This window comes from Methylotuvimicrobium buryatense 5G (assembly GCF_000341735.1).
In the GTDB taxonomy this organism is placed as follows: Bacteria; Pseudomonadota; Gammaproteobacteria; order Methylococcales; family Methylomonadaceae; genus Methylotuvimicrobium; species Methylotuvimicrobium buryatense.
Genome location: NZ_KB455575.1, coordinates 3,063,572 through 3,085,512 on the forward strand (window position 1 = coordinate 3,063,572; position 21,941 = coordinate 3,085,512).

The 21,941-nt window shown below is 49.2% G+C and carries 14 protein-coding genes; 7 read left to right on the forward strand and 7 right to left on the reverse strand.

The genetic code is table 11. The annotated features are described in order from the left end of the window. Window positions 1–214: 214 nt before the first annotated feature. Together METBU_RS0113775 and METBU_RS27580 are read right to left on the reverse strand one after the other, a co-directional pair. Window positions 215–628, reverse strand: a complete 414-nt coding sequence (locus METBU_RS0113775) for a hypothetical protein (protein ID WP_014146746.1) — start codon at window positions 626–628, stop codon at window positions 215–217. A 396-nt stretch (window positions 629–1,024) separates the two neighbouring features. Then, entirely contained in the window at window positions 1,025–1,222 is a 198-nt protein-coding gene (locus METBU_RS27580) for a hypothetical protein (protein WP_138767059.1), read from the reverse strand. A gap of 16 nt (window positions 1,223–1,238) precedes the next feature. Here METBU_RS27580 and METBU_RS0113780 point away from each other — a divergent pair, with 16 nt between their 5' ends. Continuing rightward, window positions 1,239–2,627, forward strand: coding sequence for an esterase-like activity of phytase family protein (locus METBU_RS0113780; protein ID WP_017841187.1), 1,389 nt, complete (start codon window positions 1,239–1,241; stop codon window positions 2,625–2,627). Window positions 2,628–3,314: 687 nt separating this feature from the next. Here the strand turns inward: METBU_RS0113780 and METBU_RS0113785 are convergent. Continuing rightward, window positions 3,315–3,953: a DUF47 domain-containing protein gene (locus tag METBU_RS0113785; RefSeq protein WP_175421651.1), complete on the reverse strand. Its 639-nt coding sequence runs from the start codon at window positions 3,951–3,953 to the stop codon at window positions 3,315–3,317. Between the two features lie 372 nt (window positions 3,954–4,325). Between METBU_RS0113785 and pssA the strand changes: the two genes are divergently transcribed. Beyond that, window positions 4,326–4,838 (forward strand): CDP-diacylglycerol--serine O-phosphatidyltransferase, encoded by a 513-nt coding sequence (pssA, locus tag METBU_RS0113790; protein ID WP_026130226.1) that lies wholly within the window; start codon window positions 4,326–4,328, stop codon window positions 4,836–4,838. A 9-nt stretch (window positions 4,839–4,847) separates the two neighbouring features. After that, a complete protein-coding gene (locus METBU_RS0113795; protein ID WP_017841190.1) occupies window positions 4,848–5,516 on the forward strand; it encodes a TVP38/TMEM64 family protein in 669 nt (222 codons plus the stop codon). 1,450 nt (window positions 5,517–6,966) lie between these two features. On the opposite strand, the gene METBU_RS0113805 is transcribed toward METBU_RS0113795, so the two are convergent. The 3 genes from METBU_RS0113805 to METBU_RS0113815 all read right to left on the reverse strand — a co-directional run bounded on the left by METBU_RS0113805 (window position 6,967) and on the right by METBU_RS0113815 (window position 12,352). Continuing rightward, window positions 6,967–7,584 (reverse strand): inorganic pyrophosphatase, encoded by a 618-nt coding sequence (locus METBU_RS0113805; RefSeq protein ID WP_017841192.1) that lies wholly within the window; start codon window positions 7,582–7,584, stop codon window positions 6,967–6,969. Window positions 7,585–8,335: 751 nt separating this feature from the next. Continuing rightward, complete coding sequence (locus METBU_RS0113810) at window positions 8,336–10,027, reverse strand: choice-of-anchor I family protein (protein ID WP_017841193.1); 1,692 nt, start codon at window positions 10,025–10,027, stop codon at window positions 8,336–8,338. A 540-nt stretch (window positions 10,028–10,567) separates the two neighbouring features. Then, complete coding sequence (locus METBU_RS0113815; protein WP_017841194.1) at window positions 10,568–12,352, reverse strand: GspE/PulE family protein; 1,785 nt, start codon at window positions 12,350–12,352, stop codon at window positions 10,568–10,570. Between the two features lie 661 nt (window positions 12,353–13,013). On the opposite strand from METBU_RS0113815, the gene METBU_RS24165 reads away from it, so the two are divergent. The 3 genes from METBU_RS24165 to METBU_RS0113830 are packed head-to-tail and all read left to right on the forward strand — an operon-like array spanning window position 13,014 to window position 18,230. Continuing rightward, window positions 13,014–15,083 (forward strand): peptidase domain-containing ABC transporter, encoded by a 2,070-nt coding sequence (locus METBU_RS24165; protein ID WP_017841195.1) that lies wholly within the window; start codon window positions 13,014–13,016, stop codon window positions 15,081–15,083. Between the two features lie 13 nt (window positions 15,084–15,096). Then, window positions 15,097–16,428: an HlyD family secretion protein gene (locus METBU_RS24170; RefSeq protein WP_017841196.1), complete on the forward strand. Its 1,332-nt coding sequence runs from the start codon at window positions 15,097–15,099 to the stop codon at window positions 16,426–16,428. Between the two features lie 26 nt (window positions 16,429–16,454). After that, complete coding sequence (locus METBU_RS0113830; protein WP_017841197.1) at window positions 16,455–18,230, forward strand: TolC family protein; 1,776 nt, start codon at window positions 16,455–16,457, stop codon at window positions 18,228–18,230. 61 nt (window positions 18,231–18,291) lie between these two features. Here the strand turns inward: METBU_RS0113830 and METBU_RS0113835 are convergent, their stop codons facing one another. Further along, entirely contained in the window at window positions 18,292–19,143 is an 852-nt protein-coding gene (locus tag METBU_RS0113835; protein WP_017841198.1) for a hypothetical protein, read from the reverse strand. A gap of 1,178 nt (window positions 19,144–20,321) precedes the next feature. Between METBU_RS0113835 and METBU_RS0113840 the strand changes: the two genes are divergently transcribed. Then, window positions 20,322–21,641: a saccharopine dehydrogenase NADP-binding domain-containing protein gene (locus METBU_RS0113840; RefSeq protein WP_138767058.1), complete on the forward strand. Its 1,320-nt coding sequence runs from the start codon at window positions 20,322–20,324 to the stop codon at window positions 21,639–21,641. Window positions 21,642–21,941: the final 300 nt, after the last annotated feature.

A 21,941-nucleotide genomic window follows, 5' to 3' on the forward strand; every position in this document is an offset into this window, starting at 1 on the left:
GCCTGGGTGTCCGCTAAAAGACGCCGTGAATACGTCCATGTAGTCTCTATGCCAGCGCCATGGATGGCGTGAATGTCGATTTTGCAGGAGCGAAAATCGACCGGACACCCAGGTGCCTCCTCTGGCACTGCCGAAATTTGAAGTGTGAAAGGTATATGAAGATGAGGGGTATGGCTAACGAAGACGCCCAAAACCATCCGATAGATCTTATCGGCTAAGATTCAGAAGCGTTTGGCCGGCCGGTTTTGACTTTTTCGACTTGCTCCACAGCCTGTTTTAGACCATCAATGTCCAATTTCGTTAATAAATGTAGTCCGGCACGAAGAATTTCACCTTTTTTGACATGAACGCCGGCCGTTAGGCAGGTTTTCTTCAACTCCGAAATTTTCTGGTAATCCTCTTCAGGAAACGAAAAACTGTCGCGGATCACTTTGGACTTGGCGGCTTTTTTCTTTTTGAGCGGCTTTTTAGCTTCGCTTTCAGCTTTTTTAACGTTAATTTCCGGCTCGGCAAATTCGGCTGATTTAGCAGCAGCCTGTTTTTTAGGCGCTTTTTTTGCCGGAAGCGGGGTTTCGGTTTCAATTGATTCTATTGCCGAATTTTTTGATTTTGGCTTGGTTGTATTCATGACGCCTCCTTAAGACAAGTTCATTAACAGTATATACCGTTTATACTGTTTTTCATGTTTTTTTTACCCGCCTTAAAATGCCCCCCCCGATACCGTCATTAATTACGTGCAAGGTTTGATCGACTACTTACAACAAACGCTAGACGGTGAACCGGTTAAACTTCCAGCGCCGTCCGAATTTTCAACGCAGTCGATCACCACACCATTACCATAAGCAAGCAAACCACTCTATCCTCACTGCCGGAATTCTATGTACAGGGATGTATATTTTTTCGTGATCGTAGCCTGCTTATTCAGAACCGCGCAATCCCCATACATTTTTCGAAAACCTTCGGCATGCTTCATGGCTTGTATCTATTGCGTATTACTTTTCATCAAAATGCCTTTGAACCGTCATCATTTTATAACGATTCGAGAGCAGACTCTGCTTGCGTTAGCATCGACAACAATGACGGTTGCGTAACGCTGGCGGATTATCGTCAGTGGTATAAACACTTTCGCACTTACATAACCAGTTGCAGTAAAAGAAAGCGTCCGTCTGGCTGCAATCGAGCGGTTGAGTTTGACTGCAGTCAGCCCGATCAAATCAACCATAACAATTGAGGACAAAATGAAAAAAATGATTCGATCACTAATCGGTGCGGGCCTCCTGGTTCAGGTTGCCGGCGTATCGGCCCTTGAAATCAAGGCCTCTTTCGAGCCCGCAATCGACGATCCATCGCTCGATTTGGGTTACTACACCCATCCGGCGGGAGGACAAACTCTTTCGTTGTTCGGCGGTGCCGGCAGCGGCAGTTACCGAGGACCGGGCGATGCCCCCAACATCATTTGGACGGTCGGCGACCGGGGACCGAATTTTACCTGCGATGCCGCGCCTTCGGTATTGGGATTGACCGCAGCAGTTGCATGTCCAGCCGATCCGCAGCGGGGAGTCGCTGCCGGCGTCGGGCGTATCTACCCACGTCCGGATTACGCCCCCAGTATCTATCAACTGCGCATGGAAAAAAGCGGGTTGTTGAAAGTGCTTAAAGTCATTCCATTACGCAATATTGACGGCACGCCGATCAGCGGTTTGTTGAACCCGCAAATCACCGGCACGACCGAGATACCGCGCGACGGCGCCGGTAACGTGCTCGATCAAGATGCAGGCGCAATCGATGCCGAAGGCTTGGTTCGCTTACCTCATTTCGGCGGGCGGTTTTTCATCGGCGAAGAGAACGCTACCGGTTTTGTCGAAGTCGCATCGGACGGACGCATTCTGAAACGTTTCGTGCCGGCCGGTACCGAGAACGAGTACACACATCCGATTGAAGGCTTGCCTGCCGGCTACCCGGTCGAAGGCTCGTTGCCGGAGTTGTTGGCCAAGCGCCGCATCAATCGCGGCATCGAATCAATGGCGGTCTCGCCGGATTTCCGGTTTCTGTATTTCATCGTACAAAGCCCGCTCGACAACCCGAATACATCAGTGCGTGATACGCCGAACATTCGCCTCTATAAAGCGCGTCTGAAAGCACATCCTAAAGGTTCGAAGATCGAGGTCATCGGCGAATGGGTCTATCAGCTCGATCCGGTCAGTATCTTACAAAATGTCGGTGTGACTGATGCCAACCGGATACGCGATCTGCGCATCAGCGAAATGATGTGGCTCGATAAAGAGCGTTTTCTGGTGATCGAACGCACCGACCAAGCAACCGCGTTGTACGAGATCGATCTGAAAGACGCGACCAACATTGCGGGTTCCGAATGGGACGACCCTCTGACCATTCCAACGCTTGAACAATATCCGGATTTGTCGGCGGTAGGCGTTAAACCGGTCGAAAAAAAACTCCGCTTCATTGCTTCTTCGCTTGACGGCGCCGAGCCGCAATTCGCCGAGAAGCTGGAAGGACTGGGCTTGACCAATCAAAAAGAATTGATTCTTATCAATGACGACGATTTCGGTATCACCGGCCAGCGAATCCGCGTCGATATCGTCAAAGGCGCCGGTTTCGGTCGCTAGATCAGCGATCTTAAGACAAGGCGCATCGCGCTGATGCCGATGCGCCTTTTTCGTACATCGTCACACGGAGTATACCCATCGTAGATCAAAATTCGGCAGCAATCAATGGCGCTTACCTTCGACTGGAAACAATCCGCAAACTGGATTTAACCAAACCGACAGTGAACTGGGTGGATTAAAATCTAGCCCTACCCTTGACACCAATACCTTCATTAACGAGCAAGCCTTAACGTAGCGGTCGGATACTGAATGCGGACCATCTCCTGGTAACGCATGGCACTTCGATACCCTCAGCGGCCTTCAGCTCCACTTCATCAAGTCTTCTCAGTACTTCGCTGGGGGCAGTCAGTCCCGGGCAAGTAGCCGAGGTGCCTGTACCGAGCCCAGTGTGGCTGATAGGCAGCGGCCTGATGGGATTGCTGTGCTTGAAAAAGCGCTTGAACGCTTGCTAATTCGGTCTGATCGGCACTTCGAGATAAGCTAACTCGTCGAGAGACTAATACCGATAATTACTTTACACGCTTGGGGACAAGCCAATAATTTCGACTGTAGAAGGCTTGCAAAACCCGGAATGATCGGTTTCCGGCTTTTTGTCTTGTTTTATTATCAAATCATCTTTTTCTCTGCGAATAGTGAATAGCTCTATATCGTCAGTAAAACTCCTCATGAACAACGATCCAACCCGGCTCAAGCTCTCTGGCGATAACGGATAATGCGCTCGAATAACAGCGCTGCATGATAGGCAGCATCAGTCGTTTCCTCGAGCACACCTAGAATTTCGGTCCAATTGCTCTCGTCGATCAAAGACATTACGAGAAGACTGCGTTGTTTCTTACGCCAGTCGTGATAGATGCTATCGGCGCTAGATTCATGGTGTTTGAGTTCCTTGGAGCACGCTCTGACGTTAGCCAATTCATTGTTAGGATACTCGCCGATTTCGATTCTGAGCCGGTCGATCATCGATAGTATTACCTTGAGCATGGCATGCGCGGCGTCTTCGATTTGTTTGGGGTGACAGATATCAATCAGGCGTGCGGTATTGTTGAGGCCATCGACGATGTCATCGAGGCGTTTGATCAATTCCTCGGTGATGCGAATGTACTCCGAGTAGGTCAAATGCTCGAGCGCGCGAAACGCTTCCTCGGTCAATTTGTCTCCCTTTTCCTCCAGAATCTTTGCTTGAGCGATGTGGAGACCGCGTTCGTCCAAATTCGAAAACAGCAGGCCCAATGCCTGTGCACAGTCGAGGGAATTATCGAGATGTTCTTTGAATATTGTGTCCAGCGGACGGGAGTTTAGATGATGCTCGAGATTATTGTTGGTCATAGCACAAATTTTAAAGTTGGAAAATTCGTATCGGTGTTGCCAGCAATTCCCAGTTTGAGCAGTTTCGCCGATTTTAGGGTGTGGGGTATGCCTGTCGAGGAACGCCGTAAACCCATCCATGGGGCTTGGCGGCAGCTCCCTGCTGCCGACATCCTCGCCAAGCATACCCCACACCCTTTTTGATCTCCAAATTGGGAATTGCTGCGGTGTTGCGATTCCGAAATCTTATATTGGCTCGATAATATGACAAATCGATGACTGTTCTCGATTTAACTGGGATCGGCCGGCGATGACTAAATGGTTATCGCTTCATCATCCTGTCACAATATCTTTTTACGATCGCGTATCGGGGTTAATTTCAGCGGGGCGGTCATGTATCTAATCAAATATCTGAAACTAGCGGACATTTTCACGGTAGCGAATCTGTCCTGCGGCATTCTTTCGATCATCATGTCGATCGAAGGAAATTTAGTGCTCGGTGCGACTTTATTATTCATCGCGGTGATTTTCGACATCTTGGACGGTAAAGTTGCCGGCTTGATGCATCAGAAGAATTCGTTCGGCAAACAAATCGATTCAATGTCAGATTTAATATCGTTCGGCGTCGCGCCGATGTTTCTCTTTTACGCCTTGCAAACGCCGGCACCCTGGGTATCGGTTTTGTTGTTATTTTTCATCACCTGCGGCATGTTCAGATTGGCCCGATACAACGTTTCGGAAGCGCAAGGTTTCGAAGGCGTACCGATTACGGTCAATGGCGTACTGTTTCCGGTTCTTTTTTTGATCTACAGCAATTTTCCGGCAAGCCTGAATATATGGCCGTTCATTATTATCATACAAGGCTTGCTGATGGTTTCGACACTAAAAATATCGCGAATCTTTTGAGGCTCGCCTATGAAAAACGTTAAGTTATGGTTGGCCATTATATGCCTGATCATCCTGATGTCTTTTTACATGGCCGGTATCCTGACGCTCGACAATATCAAGACCAATGAAGCCTACCTGCGCGTTTTCATCGAAGACCATTATGGTTTGTCGGTGCTGTTGTTTTTTGTCGCCTGCACGCTTTTTATCAATTCGCCGATTCCGCTGGCCGCCCCGCTGAAAGTGTTGGGCGGCTTCTTTTTCGGATTCTATTGGGGGGCGTTTTACAACATCGGAGCAACCCTTTTGGCGTGCCTGGTTGGCTTCGGAATCAGCCGTTACACATTCAAGGATCTATTTGAAAAACGTTATTACGATAAATTGCAAACGATTGAGAATGAAATTGAGACAAACGGGTTTTATTATTTCTTGTCGTTGCGGTTAGTTATGGTCGTACCCTATTTTCTGATCAATATTTTGGCCGGCCTGTCCCGAATTTCCTTCAGGAAATATGCGACGAGCACGCTAGCCGGCATTACGCCGGCTTCGTTCATTTATGCGAACGGCGGCGACAAGCTCGAACAGATTACTTCACTACAGGAAATATTCCGATTCGACATCATCCTGTCATTGACTGTAGTGGCCGCGATTTCGCTGTTTCCGGTGATCGTCAAGAAATACCGTTACAAAAGCTCGTAAAAAATGCAGGACGAGAAAGATGAATGCATAAAGCCTAAAGCCCGTCGCCCTGGGTGTAATGGCATTACTAACGTCATTCTAACAATCGTAAATTAAGCATCGTCCGAAACCAAAAGCTCTGCGTTGAGCTCGATGCGTTCATAGTTGCTGATGACTGTGCTTCTCAACGGATAATCAGAAATGGGGCCGTCCCGATTCAAACGCTCAATCTCCCGCTTTGCCATAATTTAGATACTCGGTTCGATGTAAGAAACCATTGGAGCCTTGGCCAATTCAAGCGGATTCATCAAAAGTTCTACCAGTCGCTAATAACGAACGGGGCACCCGATGCCCAAATTAGGTAGCAAAAACTTACCTGATTAACAAGATGCTTCCGCTTGCGGAAGCCAAGTGTCCGCGCAGGGGCCGGTCGTAGTCGCAAAAACTTCATTATGCTGTTACCCAAGCTCCAGCTCTCGTCTTTATACATAAGTATAAATATATCTAATTGTGCAAAAAGTAGCGACCGAGCGCTAAATTACAGCAATTCCCAATTTGGAGATCAAAAAGGGTGTGGGGTATGCTTGGCGAGGATGTCGGCAGCAGGGCAGATTTTTGCTCCTCGGCAATTGCTGAGTTACATGGATGTAATGAATGCAGAAAATGCAGGAGCATTTTTCTGCCCTGCATTGCCCTACTACACGCCATCCTTGGCGTTCGAGCTGCCGCCAAGCCCCCATGGATGGGTTTACGGCGTTCCTCGACAGGCATACCCCACACCCTAAAATCGGCGAAACTGCTCAAACTGGGAATTGCTGGCTAAATTGTTGTGTTGTCCGGAAAGGCTATTGGTGTTTGAGCGTTACTGGCTTCGATAGTCGCGACGAAGGCGTCGCTCCCACAGAGAGCGGAGGACGCTCTGTGGGAGCGATCCCCTGATCGCGATCTCGAAATCGAAAGTGTTAAGTAACAATAAATGGTATCGAGGTCTCATTGGTTAAGGTTGCAAAAGGGTAATTTTTGACTTATGTATAACGATGAGAGCTCCAGCTTGGGTGTAACCTGTTCAGGAAGCTCTAGTTTCCACTGCCATTAAGTTAAGCCGTCACAGAATAAGTAATGTTGGCATTCAGGCTCGAATGTGCCTCAAAAGCCTGCCATCCATGGCACTGGATTCCACCAATCCATGGCGGAATGACGGGTTTCCCTGAACTTAATGGCAGTGAGCTCTAGCTTCCCGACAATCAAGGACGATTGAACGAGCGAATCGGGGCTGATTATGAATAAGCGAATGTTGCGCCGGTCTCAGGAAGCTAGAGCTTCCGGAGTGTCTTTCCCAAGCTGGAGCTTGGGAAAGAGCGTGATGTGGGTTGGCCGTTTTTCGCTTGACTCGCTGGCTTACGAACCCCGTCCTGCTAGGGATATGCTGATCTTTGGGCTTTAGCTGAAGAAACTTGCTAATCAGGAAAATTTATGAGTCGCAACCGAAATGGCTTTGATAATCCGCTAATGATCTTCTGATTACTTCGTGAGCTTCCTCTCGACCGTAGACTTGTGTGATTTCGCAAATACTGGCTTCGTCAGGGAGATGTTTATAGGTCAGAAAATAATGCTTCAAGCGATCAATATAGGATACCGGACAATCCGACACGTCATTCCACTGCCGGTAAAACGTGTCTCCTTTCATGACGGCAATAATTTTATCGTCAGCTTCTCCGCCGTCTAACATACGAAATCCTCCGATGGGTATCGCTTGTAAAAGAATGTCGCCATGCGATACGTTGCGCTCACTCAACACACAAATATCCAGTGGGTCGCCATCACCTCCGATTACCTCTCTACTCGATTTCTGTTCGGCAAATTCGGCTACTTGTTCCGCACAAAAGGTTTGTGGTATGAATCCGTAAAGCGTCGGAATCATATTGGAAAATTTTTGCGGCCTATCGATTTTAAGGAATCCGCTCACTTTATCGATCTCGTACTTGACTGTGTCCGAAGGGACGATTTCGATAAAGGCGGTAACGATATTCGGTGCTTCGTCGCCCGGGTGTATGCCGTGCCAGGGGTGTGCTCTATGTTTGGTATTCATTTACAAATATGTTCTGAAGTTAAAATTAAAAACGAAAAGGCTGCGCTGCGGGAGGACTTGTGTGCTCCATTTCTATTAATGTATCAATCTAATAGAACTTGTCGAGTACGTCGAGGAATTGTTTATAAATTTTCTTAAACGGTTTGTTTCTATAACACTATAAAAACATTTTAACCACGGAACACACGAAATTCACTAAAGAAAGAGCGCAAAATAACTTCTTATACCTTTCTCACTTCAAATTTCGGCAGTGCCTGAGGAGGCACCGGGGTGTGCGGCAAAGGCTTTGCCAGCATGGAGCTGGCATAGAGCCTACAGGGATCTATTCACGGCGTCTTTTGACGGACACCTCGGTGCCGAATTTTGATCTACGATGAGTATAAATGATTACAACGCTCTAAGTTTTTGTCATTAAGAAGCCATCACCCAAATAAGTAATGCTGGCTTGAGGCTCTCATGTAACTCAAAAGCCAGTCATCCATTGCGCAATGACGGGTTTTCGATAACATAATGATAATTAGACTCTGCGTTGGATGAGGGGAATCAAAACCGAAATTTGAAGAACGAAGACTATGATCGAATATTTCCGTGTTTTTCGTGTATTCCGTGGTCGAAATTCTATGTAGGTTAATCGCCTCGGCCCAAATAGACAAGCTGCCTCTTTGCCGCAAAAAAAAGAGGCAGCTTGGATTTACAGTATAACGAATCGTTTAGTTATTTTTGCAACGTGTTAAAACAGAAGGCGATTAAACTATTTACGGAATCCTTTGATTGCCTTCGAACCGACCAAACGCTCCCGATCGATGCGGAAAACCGTCGTCGTACCGCTGACTTCGTTTGCAACGACCAGTAATGGTACGCCCGGAATCGGACTTTTCGAAGCTTCGATTACGATCAAGCCCTCTGCGCCTAAATCGCCGGCTTCCGGAGTTCCTGGTGCAAAATTGAAGTCGCGGTTATTGATGTATTGAACGAATGACGGTTGATAAGGGTTACTGATATCGTAAACCATTACGCCGCCAATACGCTCCAAACCGATAAAGGCGTAAGTGCTGCCCCACAATTTAGCGACTACCACACCTTCAGGTTCAGGCCCTTTGTCGTCACTGCGGGTTTCGAAACTGTTTTCGCGGTGATTGGAATTAAAATTTTCAGGGTAAACTTTAGCAGTGATGCGTTCGAAATCCGAACCACTGTCGTAGACTTGCTTCATGCTATCGGCGGCATAAATGGAAAACGAGCGGGCACCGAAGGCATAGATATCTTCGTAACACGAACCATCCGCACGTAAACCGTTTGCAGTCGTCACGTTCAAGCGACCGAGATTGGTATTGTCACGCAATTGAGAGAAAGTGCTGATACCCATTTCATTGTTGGCAAAGAAATCCAGAAAACGCGGCGAGTCGGCGCAAACGGGGATATCGCCCGACAGAGCGCGAAACCGGGAGGCTTCGACATAACCCGGATTGCCCAACCATTCACGCGCATCCCCTTCGTTGGCCGTTACGATGAACGATTTTCCCCGGTATTCGTAATTGGCGATTGTGTCCGGCATGTAGATGCCCCAGATAGGCCAATTAGTGATATTGATCTTGCCATCCCGATCGCTGACGTCGAGCTCGTTACCGGGCAGCATGTGATCTTTGAATCCCAAGCCATTGACTGCAGTGAACTTGCCGGCTTTGATGTCTAGCGTCCCGATCGCGTTGTTTTCTTGTAACGACACCCATGCGGTTTTCGAATCTTTGGAAACGGTTATCCATTCGGGCTCCATGTTTCTTGCGACACGTTTGCCGTCGCCAGGATTGACATCAGGTCCGAAAATTCGAACGGAAGCATCGAGATCGCTTTCTTTCAAACCTTCAAAGCCCGCCGTACGAACATGGCTTTGCGTCAATTTAGCGATTTGCTTGGGTAAATCGATGATGCTGACCGAACCTTCCGGATCGATTGTATAATCGTCGTTCGGTTCGCCTTCGTTGGCGACCAATACACGTTTGCCGTCCGGAGTAAAGGTTATAGCATCAGGCAACGCGCCGATTTGCACGCTAGCCAAAACATTACCCTCGATATCGAGGAAAACGGCCTTGCCCGGATCGGTCTTGACTGCCGCTTCAACGGCTGCTGCAACCAAACCTTTATGAACGGCAACACTATTTACTACCGCGCCGTAACCGGATAAATCGATATTGAATAGTAAGGTCGGTTTAGACGGATCTTTAATATCTAATACATCGATCTGACCGCTTTCGGCATTGACGACAAACAGGCGTTGCGATTCCGGATCGTGTGCGACGATCTCAGCAGAGGACTTGTCAAAAGTTCCCGTCGCATAAGTGCCGAGAGGGCTTAACTCAAGTTTAAACGGTTTACCGGCTTCAGCCTGACCATTGAGGACAAGACACAATCCGAAGACACTGCTTGCAAGGATAGTATTTTTCACTTTTTCTCCTAGCCTGGCGGGTTGAAAGGAAGTTCGCATAAGGTTAATGAGTCGATGCCAGACCTTTTTAATCCTAAATAAGCAAGGTTACATTTTGATGACTTTGAAATTTGCTTAGAACGACTAAAACGAGGAAAGAACGCTTTTCCTAATCGTTTTTCAATATGAGTTTTATACCTTTCACACTTCAAATTTCGGCAGTGTCTAAGGAGGCATTGGGGTGATCAGCAAAGGCTATGCCAGCATGAATGCTGGCGTAGCGCCTACATGGACGTATTCACGGCGTCCTTTGGCGGACAACCCGGTGCCGAATTTTGATCTACGGGTACTATGCAACCCATAAGCGCCAACTTAAAAGGGGCTCGTCATTCCGCCAGGGATTGGCGGAATCCAGAGCCACGGATGGCAATGCGCAGCACCACATTCATGCAACATGGATATCGACAACCTATACCGATATGACGAATAAAGCCATAAACGCACCATAGAATAGGCACTAATTTGGGGCTCAATGACTATGCAACCGCCTTCGACCTGAGTTTAATAGTCGATTCTCTCCGGCGCCACACGCAGCACTTCCTCTATTGTCGTCAGGCCCGACGCGACTTTTTCGGCGCCACTTAGCCGAAGCGGCTTCATGCCTTCCTTAATCGCTTGATGTTGCAATGCGGTTAAATCGCAGCCTTCGGTAATGAGCGGCTGGATACCGAGACTGTTTTCGAAAATCTCATAAATTCCGATTCGCCCGGCATAGCCGGTGTTGTGGCATTCCTTACAACCGACGGCCTGATAGATTTGCTTAGGGGGTGCGACCTTAAACGGTGAGACCAAGTTTTGCCATTGCCGGCTATCGACCGGCGCGACCGCTTTGCAATGCCGACATAACACTCGAATCAATCGCTGCGCCATGATACCCAATACCGTCTGTTGTATCAGATAGCTCGGCACACCTAAGTTGAGCAAACGAATGACCGCAGCCGGCGCATTGTTCGTGTGCAGCGTCGAAATGACCAAATGCCCGGTTAATGCGGCCTGCACGGCCATTTCGGCGGTTTCCAGATCGCGAATCTCGCCGATCATGATGATATCGGGATCTTGTCGCATCAACGTGCGTATGCCGCTCGCAAAATCGAGTCCGATATTGTGTTGAACTTGCATCTGATTGAATAACGGCTCGATTTGCTCGATTGGATCTTCGACCGTACATAGATTAATTTCCGGTGTCGCAAGCCGCTTTAGGGTTGAATACAAAGTGGTCGTTTTTCCGGAACCGGTCGGCCCTGTGACCAAAATGATGCCGTGGGTTTGCGAAGTCATCCGGTTCCATATCGCCAATTCCTGCTTGTTGAAACCCAGTTGCCGGTAGTCGCGCAACAAGACTTCGGGATCGAAAATACGCATCACCAGTTTTTCACCGAACGCTGTCGGCATCGTCGATAATCTGAGTTCAATTTCCTTACCGTTGACATTTTGGGTTTTGACTCTACCGTCTTGCGGCAGTCGCTTTTCGGCTATATTCATTCGCCCCAAAATCTTGAGTCGACTCAAAACCGCATTCATAATCGGCATCGGCAACTGATAAACATGGTGCAAAATGCCGTCGATGCGAAAACGGACGTTGCCTTGGAGGCGGCGCGGTTCGATGTGGATATCGCTGGCGCGTTGGTCGAAGGCGTATTGGAACAGCCAATTGACCAAATTGACGATATGCTGGTTATTGACATCGAAATCGGATTGCTTGCTTAGCTCGACTAATTGTTCGAAATTTTGGCCTCCGGCACGGCCATCGCTATTGGTTTGGACCCCGGCGCCTTTGAGCGAGCGCGAGAAATTATAAAATTCTTCGGTATAACGCTTGATTTCATCCGGGTTAGCGAATACCAAGCTAATATTGCCGCTATGCATCTTGGCAAGATCGATTTGCCAAGAACCGATATCGGGTTCAGCCGTTGCAATCAAGACTTCGTCATCAGTGACTTTGATCGGCAGTATGTTGTAATGAGTGGCGTAGGCCTTACTAAAGATAGCAGTGACGCTCGGCACGTCGATTCGCAAGGGATCGAAATAGTAATAAGTCATCCCTAATTTGTCGGCAAGCCATTGCGTTAGTTCTTCCTGAGTCAACAATTTGCCGAGCCGGGTCTTGTCGCCGATTTCGCATTCGGTCAGTATTTTTAGCGGGTGTTTGTGCTTATTGACCGAGGCATTAGCGTATTGCCGGCATTTTTCGAGGTCCTTGGCCGACAGCATACCGTCCCGATCGAGCCAATCGATAACCCGGCCGATATCCAGTTTTTTGTCGTCAGTATTGAATTCTACCCGCATAAGCCTTATTTAATTCAGGGATTGTCTATACAGCTTAGCTAAAATTTTAGAGTCAGGTTCGCATCACAATCGATTTCTAACAAATCATATGCATCGCAAAAATCGTCTTATTGCATTCTTTTAGCTGTTACTATACTTCGCGCAGTCATGATTGCGACTTTTATGGCACTGCCGAAATTTGAAGTGCGAAAGGTATATAAGCGCAAACTTGGCGCGTAGTCTATGGTGTGTTTTAGGCATTATTCGTCATATCGGCATGTGAATTGCCGATATCCAGATTACATGAATGTAAAGCTACGCATTCTATCCCTGGGACTCTGGATTCCGCCAATCCCTGGCGGTATGACGTGTAATTTCCTTAAGTTAGCGCCTAAGGGTTAAGCGGTAGACTGCCTGAGCGGGACGGAGCATGTACCCCGTCCCTAACGCTTAGACTGCGACTGAAACCCATGAAAACGTTTAGAATGGGTTTAATAAACAGCCCGGCAAGGTCCGATGGGCTCCGGTTACCCATACCGAGGCGACGCCAACTATTAATGCAAACATAGCCCAATTTAAACACACGAATTCAGTAAGAATTCTGTAAGCAGATTTTAATAAGCTATTAAAGTTTTGGCGTTACACTTTCCATTTTCAGCTCACTTATTTAATTTTCTTCGCAATGACGCAAAAAGCATTCAGTCAAACCGTACTCAGAACATTGTTTGATTACCTGCTGTCGGAAATGGGCAGTTCGGCACATGATAAAGGCCTGCATCAACATGAAGTTCCGTCCAGCGCCGTTTCGGAGAACTTTCATATAACGGCCAACAACCTTGGATTGATCAGCCATGAGCTGATGCTGACGATCGATCAAGCCGCTATCGCCTCCGGGCATTTAACGCAGCTACTCAAACCCCTCGATGACGGACGCTGGTTGGTATTGTCGGGCTTTAGCCGAGGCCGGATCAAAGGCACATTGATCGATGGTCACGTAGTCACGGCGCATGTTTTCAAACTCAATGAGCTCATGGAATTGCTCAACTGTCCTTGCGACCGGTTACTCGAATGGCATTTAATCGAGTTGAAAGCGCCGATGGATGCTTCGTCCCATCATGAACACGACCACGAGCATATGCCGCCCCTGCAACGGCTGTTTGAAATGATTAAAGTCGAGAAAAAAGACCTGTGGCACGTCATTGTTTTGGCCATTGCTTCCGGATTGTTGAGCCTTGCAACACCCGCCGCGGTTCAGTCGCTCGTCAACACTGTGGCCTTGGGCGGAATGATGCAGCCGTTGACGGTATTATCGACGCTATTATTTATCTTTTTGGTGTTTTACGGCGCCATTTCGATAATCCAGTCTTACTTGGTCGAATTGATTCAGCGCCGCGTCTTTGTCCGCATGGCGGCCGATCTCGGCAATCGGCTACCGAATGTCGAATGGTCGAAATACGACGATAAAAACGGTCAGGAATTGGTTAACCGTTTTTTCGATATCCTCACGGTACAAAAAGCCGGCGCCTTTTTGTTACTGGACGGCTTTGCCATCGCCATGCAGGGCGCAATCGGTTTACTGGTATTGGCCGCCTATCATCCGTTGTTGTTACTGTTCGGTTTGATTGTTGTCTTATGGATTTCATTCGTCATTTTTGTACAGGGCCGCAAAGGCGTTGAAACCTCGATAGATGAATCCTATGCCAAATACGCAGTGGTCGCCTGGCTGGAAACTTTGGCGCGCAACGGCCAAACTTTTAAGTTTTCAGGCGGCCCGGAACTGGCGCGAGAGCGCACCGATGAATTGGCTTATGAATACTTAAATACCCGTAAACGCCATTACCGCATTCTATTGAACCAACAATACAGTCTTTACGCCTTATATGCCGTGGCCAGTACGACATTATTGGCCGTTGGAGGGATATTAGTCATGGAAGGACAGCTTAGTCTCGGGCAGTTGGTCGCGGCCGAGCTGATCGTTTCCGGCGTACTGGCTTCGTTTGCCCAATTAAAAAAGAAATTGGAAAGTTATTACGATTTAATGGCGGGGGTCGACAAACTGGGACATTTACTCGACCTGACGGTCGAACGAGAAACCGGAGACGTGTTAAAGCTGTCGGAACCGGCGCATGTCGGCGTTTATGATTTGACGTTGACCTATCATAATCGCTATACAGCGTTTAAAAATATGACCTTCGAAATCATGCCCGGCGAAAAGGTTGCTCTATTCGGAGGCCCAGGCACCGGCAAATCATCGATTGCTGAATTGTTGACCGGACTGCGCGTACCCAGTCACGGCCATGTTGAAATCAATCATATCGATATGCGCGAAATTCGCTTGGAAAGTCTGCGGCAATCGGTCGCGGTGGCAGGGCGCACTGAAATCATCGAGGATACGATCATCGAAAATGTCCGGCTGGGCCGGCCCGACATTAGTGTGCATCAAGTTAGGGATATAGCGAATCGTTTAGGCATCTTTCCCGATCAAAAACAATTACCGGAAGGTCTTTATACCGTGCTTAACTCGGCCGGTTCTCCGTTATCCTCCAGCCAGACCCGAAAATTGTTACTCGCCCGCGCAATCATCGGCAATCCGCGCGTATTGATTCTCGATGAACTGCTTGACGACTGGAAACATTTCGCCGACAGCCCGGCCCGCGATGTATTATTCGCGGACGATGCGCCATGGACCTTGTTGGTGCTGACCGGGTCGAAAACAATCGCACAACTTTGTCAACGAACCATCGATTTATAGATTCATTGGCCTTATGCAGACACAAGATCATCATCCATTATTATCGGTATTGAGTGCCTCACAGACCCCTCGTTTTGTGGGACAGATCGTGACGATATTCGCCTGGTTGTTCATTCTGATACCGATATTCGCACTGTTTTTACCCTGGCAGCAAAACGTCAACGGTACAGGATATGTCTCGGCATTTGCACCCCTTGAGCGACAACAAACCGTCGATTCGCCGGTTTCCGGTCGAATCTTGCAATGGCATGCCAAGGAAGGCGCGAAGGTGAAAGAAGGCGATTTATTAGTTGAAGTCGTCGATATCGACCCGTTATTGCCGGAACGCTTGAAACGTCAACAGGAAGCCAATATCGCCAAACTGGACGCCAAGCAACGAGAGCTCGACTCTTACGAAATCCAAATCGACAGCTTGCTGACCGTGCGCGACATGAGAGTCGCCGCCGCGCAGTATAAACTGAACATGGCGCAGCAAAAAGTGGCAGCGGCTTCCGAAGCTTTGGTTTCGGCTCAAGCGTCATACGAAACGGCGCAACTGCAGCAAAAACGATTTTCACGCCTGCTGGGCGACGGGCTGGTTTCGCGGCGCGATTTCGAAGTTGCCGAACGGGACGCAATTGTCGGAATTCGCTCGCTAAACAGCGCAAAAGCCACGCTGCAATCGGCAAAGGCCGAACAAAATGCCGCAGAGGCCGATATCAATCAAATTCGTGCCGATGCGCAAGCTAGAATCGATTCGACGACCGCCTCGAAGAACAAAATACTTGGCGAAATCGAGGATATCCGTAATAGTCTCGTCAGTAATGAAGTCAGTATTGCCCGACAACAATCACAAAGCATTACCGCGCCACGAAGTGGTACCGTATTGCGATTGTTGTTAAACCCGCAAGGACAGATGGTTAAGCAAGGCGATCCCTTGCTGATTCTGATACCGGATATCGATGCTCGCGCGGTCGAAGTTTGGGTATCCGGCAACGATGCGCCATTAATTTTACCTGGGCATCATGCACGTTTGATGTTCGAAGGCTGGCCTGCCATTCAATTCGTCGGTTGGCCGGAAGTCGCGGTCGGCACCTTTGGCGGAACCGTCGCTTTTGTCGATTCCAGCGACAATGGCCAAGGTAAATTCCGTGTAATGATCGTACCCGACGAAAGCGATCATCTATGGCCCTCTGAGCGCTTTTTACGCCAAGGCGGCGCAGTCAAGGCTTGGATTCTGCTCGAACAAGTCAGTATCGGCTTCGAAATATGGCGGCAGTTGAACGGCTTCCCGCCGATGTTGACGCCGGAACATCCATATCGCGATCTGGACCGTATACAAACACACAGAAAATCCGATAAATAGCGCGTTTTAACGAGAACAAACGATTTATGTTGAAAACTCATTTCCCGATTGCACGCCTTCACCGGAATTTGACGGTTTCCGGTGCATTCGCTTTATTGTCGGGTTGTTCTTTCTATTTCGATACCGGGCCAAAGCCCGAGCTGGCGCAAAAAGTCGAAGAGCGTATGCAACGTGACGAAGACCTTGCCCTGCCGGATCTGTCGAGAGCCGAGCCGAAAACACTCGACACCGCGATTGCCGAATTCAGAGCCGATCCGAAAAAGCTGGATTTGACCGCACCTCCCATTGTGCTCGAAGAAAAAGACACAACCGAAGCCGTGGATGAAAGCCATGCACTGACGATCGCCGATGCGCGCGCAATGGCGTTGACCAACAATCTTGACTTAAAAATTGCGCTGATCGACCCGAGCATCGCCGCCACGGTCGTCAGCGAAGAAGAGGCCCGGTTTGACGATCTGATTTTCGCGCGCGCCAAGTATTCGAATAAAGACACGCCTTTTCTCGACGGCGATGTCGTAAACTTCAAGGCTGTCGACAAAAACTCGCCGTTGAATGACGAAATCGCCAAGCTAGGCTACATGCCGCAAAGCGCCGAACAATGGGATGTCGAGGCCGGCATCATGATTCCGCTACGAACCGGCGGAACAGTGACACTCAGTACCCCGCTCGAAAACAAAAGCAAAAGCCGCTTCGTGGCCTCCGACCAATACCGAAGCGCGCTGCGTTTCTCGATGAGCCAACCGTTATTGCGCGATGCCGGTATATCGACTAATGTCGCCGGCATTCGGATCGCACGCTACGAACAACAAATCGTCGACCTCAAAACTCGGCTGCAATCGATCCGCGTATTGGCCACGGTCGACAAGGCCTATTGGGCGCTTTATGCCGCCTGGGGGGAATTGGACATCCGCCGTCAACAATACGAAATCGCACAGCAAAATCTAACGATGGTCAAACGCCGCGTCGAAGAAGGCTTGACCGCCGCGATCGAAATCAACCGAGCCGAAATCGGCGTGGCCGAACGCATGGAGTCTTTGATCGTCGCAAATACCCGCCTCAAACTTAGCCAACGCCAATTATTGCAGTTTCTCAACGACAAGCGTTACGGCATCGATACATCCACGATTATGATTCCCGAAACCTCGCCGATGCTGGTCAGTTTCGATTTCGACCGCGAAGCGCTGGCCCGAAAAGCATTAGACGGCCGCTTGGAACTGTTGGAATTGGAATTAAAACTCGCTGCCGACGCGACCAAGATCGACTATTTGGAAAATCAAACCTTGCCGATGTTCATGTTGGACTACAGCTACGGAACGCAAGGCCGCGATTACGACGATTTCGGGGGGGCCTACGGCGATACATTTACCGGACGCTACGACGACTGGTCGGTCGGTTTGAGACTGGAAATTCCGTTGACCAACGAACTGCGCAAATCGCGCCTGTCGCGCGCCGTGCAGCAAAGATTGCAACGCTTGACGACGCGCGATTTAAAAGAACTAACCGTGCGCAGAGAAATATATGATGCCCTAGACACAGTTTCGCAGAATTGGCAGCGCATCATCGCGGCCCGGCAAAACGTCGTATTGGCCGGAGCCAACTACGACGCGGAACTCAAGCAATTTGAAGAAGGTTTGCGGACGATGACCGAAGTATTGGAAATGCTCACCAAACTCGGCGACTCGCAAATGAAGGAAGTCAGGGCTATTGCTGATTATCAAGTTGGGTTGATCGACCTGGCCTATGCAACCGGCACCCTTCTCGGTTACAGCAAAGTCGATCTGGCGGGATTGATTTCGAAATGACGGAACTCGAGACTCATTCGAAGTACCGCGTGTTTATGAAAATTATCCGGGCAATCTAGGATCATTCGTTGCCCGTATCCGCATACTTATCGCCGTCGAAACGATACACGGCGTTTTCGGCCGAGTTAATCGGGTGTTGCTCATCCCCGCTTTGGGTGCCGGCTCGCGCGACCAATAAATCCGGATAGCCGTGATGAATATCGCTTAATACCGAAATAGTGCCGGTATAAGACCAACAAGGAATCGTAATCCCGGAAGGCAGCGGCTCATCATCGCAGGCCCCGGCATTATTGCCCCCGGTCTGCACAAAACCCAAATCGGCCCAAGTCGTGCCGTCGAAACCGAACAGCACTTTGCCGTCATCGAAATAACCGCCCATGCCGTAGCCGAAGTCGAGCATGAACGCGATCCGCTTGGACGATAAAATCAAAATTTCCGACTGCTTAATATCGGGCGCTTCGCCCCAGGAACCGATTTCGCCGATTCCGGTTTGCATGCCGATTGCGCGCCAGCCGTCCGAATCCAACCGGTAAATCGCCGCACCGACCTTGACGCCTTGCACATGACTATCCAATGGCGATCCCGTTTCCGGGTCGATTTTCTGAGCCTTGCCGAATATCACATGATAATCGCGATCGCCGATCGAAAAACCTTGCTCGAACCAAAAACCGGCTAATTCCCCGGATTCGGTTTTAATCGATTCGCCGGAGAATTCGCTACCGTATAATTCTTGCAATGCAGCGAAAGCATCCGGTTTCGAAAAACGGCGACTCGTTTCGGTTACGGTTTCTTGTTCCGGACCGACAGCTTCCCGATCCATCGAAAAATAGACGGCTAAGCCGATCCCCGCTAACGTAGCGATCAAGCCGATGAGTAGTGTTTTTCTGGATTTTGGACGATTGTCAGTTTGCATAATAGTGCTAGAGGGAAAGCTTACCAATGAATGAGGACTCACTAACGATAAAATGAAAATTTTTCCGTTTAGGAACGAGCATGAAATAACTTCGACAACTTCTGGGAGGGGGCTCGATTGACAGGTGTCGGCGGCAGGGCAGATTTTTGCTCCTCGGCAATTGCTCCTGCATTGCCCTAATACACGCCATCCATGGCGTAATGCAAAATCTGCATTCATGCCATCCATGGCAATCAGATTCCGCCGTCAAGCCTACATGGAAGTATTCACGGCGTCCTGTCAAGCGAGTCACCGAATCGCCGCAAAGCCTACTACTTGTAGCAGTTATTTTGTGCATATTCCTTACTTTCTATTAGTCGTAGCCGCAATGCGATTGAAAAAGCCCGAGGCATTTGAGTTATGGATGGAATCCTACAACAAGCCTGCATGTATTCCAACCTGTGTCTCAAAAAGTCAATCAACGAGAAAGACAATAGAACACAAGGCACATTCACATAGCCAACAATTACGCCTGAATTACCGTTTTTTTCCAACGATGTCCGAACACTTACCAATGACTGTTTTATCCTAAAAAGAGCAGTTGACATGTGTTGTAGGCCGTTCGTGCTGAGCAAAGTAAGCGCCCTTCGGTCGCATGGCGTTACTATGAAACAGTCGCTGTTTTACGTATTTTTTTGTATTCTTACATATTGTCAAGTTATTGATTTTAAATATATAAAAAGCCGTTTCTTGAAAGCCGAGTCAAAACATGAAGGATTTACAACACTTTCACCGGCTTGGTGAAGCCTCAAACTACCGTTCGTCCTGAGCCCTTCGGCTGCGCTCAGGAGAGCCCTGTCGAAGGGCGAACGGTAGTTTGAGGCTCTCAACTGCTCTTTTTAGGTTTATGGATTTTGAGAGAATACCTGGCGCTTTATAACCTATGATTATCAACAGTTTCCAGGATATCATGAGCGCCGTAGGGTGCGCGATGCGCAGCCTACACGCTACCTCCTTCTACGTGTTAGTTTCCTGCCCTGACATATAAGGCGCACCGTTTGAATTAAATTCGTGAAGCCCTCATTCGTATTTGACAAGCGCCTGCGCTTTCAGTACTTTCAGCTCTCCAAAATCGCCTAGTCGACAGGATTTCAAACATGGAAATCAATCACCCGCTCGTGATAACGGATGAGAATACTATGACGCCGATTAAAATTGTGTTCTTCGGACTCGGTGCGGTGGGTTCGGCAATGCTGATTTGTTTTTCGGAATTGGCCGAGCGGGACGGCGCAGCCATCCGTTTTGTCGTTTATGTTCGCAATCCGGATGAGGCCCGGGATGCGCTTTTTCATGCCGAGCAATTGTTTGAACATATCGATTTCATCAAGCTTTCGGATTTCAGTTCGGTCTTCGCGTTGGAGCCTGCGCACGAGCAAGAACTGACCGGCGCCACATTTTTGGTAAACGCGGCGCTGCCGGAGTTCAACGGGGCCATGCTTGAACTCGCGCTTCGAATCGGCGCACACACCGTGGATCTGGCTTCGGATATTTATGGCGCGAAAACCGAGCGCACGCTGACTTTCGCGCAATATGCTTACGATACGGCACTTCGCGAGCGCGGAATCGCCGCGCTGATCAACATGGGCGTGTCGCCGGGCGTCACCAATTTTCTCATCGGCCGCCGGATGCACGACCTGTTGGCGACCGACCGGAAAGATCTCGAAGTGGAAAGTATCGATCTTTATTTACTCGAAGATATCGATTCGGATTCGATCGTCTTTTCCTGGTCGCCGGTCGTGGCACTGGAAGAGTTGGCGCAACACCCGCGAATCTTACGTGACGGCCGCATGTTGGTGCTCGATCCGTTCAGCGAGGCGCGCGAATATCATTTTCCTCACGAAGCCAGTTCGAGCCGGCAGTATCCGCTATATCAGGAAGAGTTGTTGTCCCTGCACCGTTCGTTTCCCGAGATCGAATCGATCGGTGTCTACACTGGCGGCTCGGAAGTTGAGTTGGTCAAAGCGCTGTTTCAACTCAATCTATTGTCGAAACGCAGTCTGCCGGACCGACCGGAAATGACGATCGAGGCGATGGTCCGCGCAATTCTGCCGGGCATGAACAAGCCTCGGCGTATCGAGGAATATTTGCGCAGCGGTACGATTCGGCGAGCGCATTTTGCTGCGGCGGCTGAAATTCGCGTATCCGAAACGGTGCGTAACGAACGTCAAACCGCCATCGAAACGGTTGGTCTGAGCTATTTACGCTACCCGGAATTATTGAACTCGCCCTATGCCGGCGCGACCTACATCGCCTATCCAACCGCGGCTAGTGCTGCGATTCTGGCTTGGCATGCCTTGGATTATCTCCGCACAAAGTCAGCGCAGACGCTATCCGGCGTGATAACCGGGGAGGATCTCGCACGTATACTGCCGAGGCCGCGAGCCGATGCCATACGCCGCGATTTGGTCGCTTGGGATATCGATTTGTTTGAAAGCGTGCGCGATGCTTCCGAAACCTAAAATCTCACCTGATTAGCAAGTTTCTTCAGCTAAAGCCCAAAAACCAGCATATCCCTAGCAGGACGGGGTTTGCAACCCCGTCCTAAACGTTTTGACTTTGGCCGAAGTTAGCCGAAATGTTAAGGGCAAACCGAAACGTTGGGGACGGGTTAAATAACCCGTCCCGCAGAAGTGGCCACGACTGGCCACTGCTCGGACAATTGGCTTCAGCAAGCTGAAGCATCTTGCTAATCAGGAAATCTCATACCCCCCAGCAATTCCCAGTTTGAGCATTTTCGCCGATCTTAGGGTATGGGGTAT

Bases quoted from the DNA above. Each gene is read 5' to 3' on its own strand.
- METBU_RS0113840 (WP_138767058.1), top strand. From the start codon at position 20,322: ATGACGCCGATTAAAATTGTGTTCTTCGGACTCGGTGCGGTGGGTTCG.
- METBU_RS0113815 (WP_017841194.1), bottom strand. From the start codon at position 12,352: ATGCGGGTAGAATTCAATACTGACGACAAAAAACTGGATATCGGCCGG.
- METBU_RS0113780 (WP_017841187.1), top strand. From the start codon at position 1,239: ATGAAAAAAATGATTCGATCACTAATCGGTGCGGGCCTCCTGGTTCAG.
- METBU_RS24170 (WP_017841196.1), top strand. From the start codon at position 15,097: ATGCAGACACAAGATCATCATCCATTATTATCGGTATTGAGTGCCTCA.
- pssA (WP_026130226.1), top strand. From the start codon at position 4,326: ATGTATCTAATCAAATATCTGAAACTAGCGGACATTTTCACGGTAGCG.
- METBU_RS27580 (WP_138767059.1), bottom strand. From the start codon at position 1,222: ATGGTTGATTTGATCGGGCTGACTGCAGTCAAACTCAACCGCTCGATT.
- METBU_RS0113785 (WP_175421651.1), bottom strand. From the start codon at position 3,953: ATGACCAACAATAATCTCGAGCATCATCTAAACTCCCGTCCGCTGGAC.
- METBU_RS0113805 (WP_017841192.1), bottom strand. From the start codon at position 7,584: ATGAATACCAAACATAGAGCACACCCCTGGCACGGCATACACCCGGGC.
- METBU_RS24165 (WP_017841195.1), top strand. From the start codon at position 13,014: ATGACGCAAAAAGCATTCAGTCAAACCGTACTCAGAACATTGTTTGAT.
- METBU_RS0113835 (WP_017841198.1), bottom strand. From the start codon at position 19,143: ATGCAAACTGACAATCGTCCAAAATCCAGAAAAACACTACTCATCGGC.
- METBU_RS0113830 (WP_017841197.1), top strand. From the start codon at position 16,455: ATGTTGAAAACTCATTTCCCGATTGCACGCCTTCACCGGAATTTGACG.
- METBU_RS0113795 (WP_017841190.1), top strand. From the start codon at position 4,848: ATGAAAAACGTTAAGTTATGGTTGGCCATTATATGCCTGATCATCCTG.
- METBU_RS0113775 (WP_014146746.1), bottom strand. From the start codon at position 628: ATGAATACAACCAAGCCAAAATCAAAAAATTCGGCAATAGAATCAATT.